The sequence below is a fragment of the Glycomyces mayteni genome (assembly GCF_042428885.1).
Lineage (GTDB): Bacteria > Actinomycetota > Actinomycetes > Mycobacteriales > Micromonosporaceae > Glycomyces > Glycomyces mayteni.
Map to the genome: position 1 here is coordinate 1 of NZ_JBHMBP010000009.1, position 2,847 is coordinate 2,847.

Annotated in this window: 1 protein-coding gene and 1 pseudogene; both read left to right on the forward strand. The window is 56.5% G+C overall.

Translation table 11 applies throughout. From position 1 onward, the window contains the following. Nucleotides 1-498 precede the first annotated feature (498 nt). On the forward strand, nt 499-1,986 hold the full coding sequence (gene ltrA, locus ACFFXY_RS25230; RefSeq protein WP_004178082.1) for a group II intron reverse transcriptase/maturase: 1,488 nt from the start codon (nt 499-501) through the stop codon (nt 1,984-1,986). 192 nt (nt 1,987-2,178) lie between these two features. Further along, nucleotides 2,179-2,847, forward strand: a pseudogene (locus ACFFXY_RS25235) (ISNCY-like element ISKpn21 family transposase); the annotation flags it as partial.

Sequence of the window (2,847 nt, forward strand, 5' to 3'; positions counted from 1 at the left end):
TGCAGGCGGTTTTTTTTCGTCTGTCGCTCGTGCTGGCGGGGCGCCTGTTTTTACAGCAGTGTGGTGGCGACTCTGTGAATTCGCGCACATACTGAGGGGGGATCTCCTGTTAAATTAACTGTATATTCATACAGTGTGCGCCGGGAGACCGGTAGAGATCAAGGGGTGAAAGTCCCCGACCATTGAAGGACCAGCAATCCACAAGGTCCCCGAGTCATGCGTTGCATACCGCGAGGTATGGGGCGAAGCGTTGACAGGGGTGTTGACAGGCCAGCCATTGAGCCACGAAATGTATATTAAATTACCGGGTGCCGACGTTGTACTGTTAACGGAAGGCAACATCATAGGGTGCGATACTGCGAGTGCCACATGGACCCGGCGGGGTCTGAGACCCTGGCATGTCAATACGATCTTTACGCGGGAACCGGGAGATCTCCCCTCTGACCATCTGCCAGTGCCGGAGATGGCCCGCACCGGGAAGGCGAGGAGCCGAAGCCGGTGATGTACGGAGAGGAGAAGTCGGACTCGCTCATAGTAGCGGCGAAGCAGGCGAACAACCCGAAAGGAGCGGAGTCAGTGGAGCGAAGGAGCGGGGCCAAGGGGAACGCGGAACAGCCACACATGCGCCGGACACAGAGCCGGGAAAGCATGTCACAGAGGCTGTCACGCGTGCGGGAAGCTGCGAAGCAGCGGAAGAAAGAACGGTTTACAGCATTGTTCCACCTGCTGACAGTCGAAGCACTGGAAGCCGCATTCCTCTCCCTGAGCAGGAAAGCGGCCGCCGGAGTGGATGGCATCAGGTGGATGGACTACGCCGGAAACATGAAGAACAACATAACAGATCTGCACCGGAGGCTACATCAGGGCAGCTACAGGGCGCAGCCCGGCAGGCGTCACTACATCCCAAAAGCGGATGGAAAACAACGCCCGCTCGGCATCGCCTCGCTGGAGGACAAGATCGTCCAGTATGCGCTGGTGAAAATCCTGAACGCAGTCTATGAAAACGACTTTATGGGGTTCTCATACGGGTTCAGACCCGGGCGAAGCCAGCACGATGCACTGGACGCACTGGCCACAGGGCTGGTACGCACTAACGTAAACTGGGTACTGGATGCCGACATCAGTCAGTTCTTCGACAGGGTGAGCCACGAATGGCTGATCAGGTTCACAGAGCATCGGATCGGCGACCGGAGGGTAATCAGGCTCATACGTAAGTGGCTCACAGCCGGGACGTCGGAGGAGGGTCAATGGCGAGCAACGGAGGAAGGCACCCCACAGGGTGCGGTCATCTCACCGCTGCTGGCAAACATATACCTCCACTACGTCTTCGATCTGTGGGCGCATCAGTGGCGACGTCGCTATGCCACAGGCAATGTGGTAATGGTCAGATACGCCGATGACATCGTCATCGGGTTCGACAAACGATACGATGCCCGGCGCTTCCGTATAGCCATGCAGCGCAGACTGAGGGAGTTCGGACTCACGGTTCACCCGGAGAAAACCCGTCTGATGGAGTTCGGCCGCTTCGCTGCCGAAAACCGTGCCATCAGGGGAAAAGGCAAACCAGAAACGTTCAACTTCCTCGGGTTCACGCACATCAGCGGGAAAGATCGCAACGGCAGGTTCATGCTGATACGAAAGACCCGCCGGGATCGGATGACGGCAACTCTGAAAGCCATCAAAGACGGTCTGCGAAGGCGCTGGCATTACTCAATCCCCGAACAGGGAAAATGGCTCAGGAGAGTGGTTCAGGGATACCTGAACTATCACTCGGTACCGGGCAACTTCCCCACCATGCAGAAGTTCAGGACACACGTAACAAACCTCTGGCGCCGGGCGCTCAGGCGCAGGAGCCAGAAGGATGATACGACCTGGACGAAAGCAAACAAACTGGCAGCCGCATGGCTACCAAGGGTTCGGGTTCTTCATCCATGGCCTGTGGAGCGGTTCACCGCCAGACACCCGAGGCAGGAGCCCGGTGCGTAAATCGCGCACGCCGGGATCTGTGCGGGGGGTATCCGGTAACGGGTATCCCTACCGCGACCTGGATTTAACATAACGTACATTAAGCGCACTAATGCTGTAATGGCTCAATAGTAATGTCCGCCTGTGGCTCAATTCAGATGTCCGCGCTATGGTAAGCTTCACTGGTCCGTTTAAACTACGGGGAGGCATATCATGAGCGCAGAAAGCTCAGGAGTGTTTACTTTGAAAGAGATCAACCGGATCAAGATTATACAGGACGTCATTGAACGTCGCATCACAACGCGCCGTGCGGCCGAGCACCTCGGTATCAGCGACAGGCAATGCCGCAGACTTCTTGCCCGTTACCGTGAAGGCGGACCGCTTGGTATGGCCAGCAGACGATGTGGCATGCGTGGTAACCGCCAGTTGCCACCCGGGCTCGCAGATCAGGCTCTGGAACTGATCAAGACGCGTTATGCTGATTTCGGTCCGACTCTGGCGCGTGAAAAGCTCGAAGAACTCCACGGACTGTTTCTTGGCAAAGAAACTGTCCGGCGCATCATGGTGCGGGCTGGCTTATGGGTTCCCCGTAAACAACGTGCCGCAAGGATCCCTCAACCACGGTACCGGCGTCCGTGTACTGGTGAGCTGATACAAATAGATGGCTGTGATCACGACTGGTTTGAAGGCCGTGGCCCGGCCTGCACCGCGCTGGTCTATGTTGATGATGCAACCAGCAAACTGATGGAACTGTTGTTTGTTAAATCGGAGTCCACGTTTTCTTACTTCGAAGCCACGCGGCGCTATATCGATAAGCATGGTAAACCGCTGGCACTGTACAGCGATAAAGCCGGTGTTTTTCGTGTTAACAATAAACACGCC